Source organism: Marinitenerispora sediminis, assembly GCF_003336425.1.
GTDB lineage: Bacteria > Actinomycetota > Actinomycetes > Streptosporangiales > Streptosporangiaceae > Marinitenerispora > Marinitenerispora sediminis.
The window spans coordinates 1-636 of the sequence record NZ_QEIO01000339.1; the positions used below are offsets into that span (position 1 = coordinate 1).

The 636-nt window shown below is 68.1% G+C and carries 1 protein-coding gene; it reads left to right on the forward strand.

The genetic code is table 11. The annotated features are described in order from the left end of the window. Positions 1-193, forward strand: a 193-nt coding sequence (locus tag DEF28_RS27825) for a hypothetical protein (protein WP_158562932.1), incomplete at its 5' end; no start/stop codon positions are given. Between the last annotated feature and the right edge of the window lie 443 nt (positions 194-636).

Genomic DNA, 636 nt, shown 5'->3' on the forward strand with positions numbered 1-636 from the left:
CGGCCTCATCGCACCCGCCATCGCCCTGGGAACGCCGGCGATGGCCGGAGCCCAGGACATCTTCGGCGGCGAGCACTTCTGGGGCTGGCCGTGGTGGGGTCCGAGCAGCAGCTTCGAGCAGCAGGCCACCCAGGCGGGGCCGTTCGGGGCCGGCACCTTCGGCACCCGGAGCCACGCCCAGGGCGGCTTCTGATCCCGGAACCCGGGAGAAGGACAAGCGGTACCGCCCCCGCCGGGGGCAACGCGCTCGGAAAGTCCGCCGCATTCCCGGGACCACGTCACCGGGAAATCGGGCACCGCTGAACGCGGGCCGTGTCGGCATCGCCACCGGAAACGGAGGCGGTGCCGACACGCATGACCGGACACTCCCTCTCCGGGAAATATGTCTGGACATGAGAACGGCGACCATTTCTCCCTCCATACGCAGCGGACCGTAACCCGCTCCGGCCATCAGAACCTTGGCGCAGAATTGGACCGCCAGCCTCGTTCTTTGAATTCCGCAGGTCGGCGCCCTGTTTGGTTTTGGGGCGGCCGCCGCAAGCATGGGAGGCGTGACTCCAGGTCCGCCCGGAATCAGCGAAGGGGCCGATTCTGATGGACCGTGAAACGGAGTCCGACCTGGCAGATCGCCAGGTC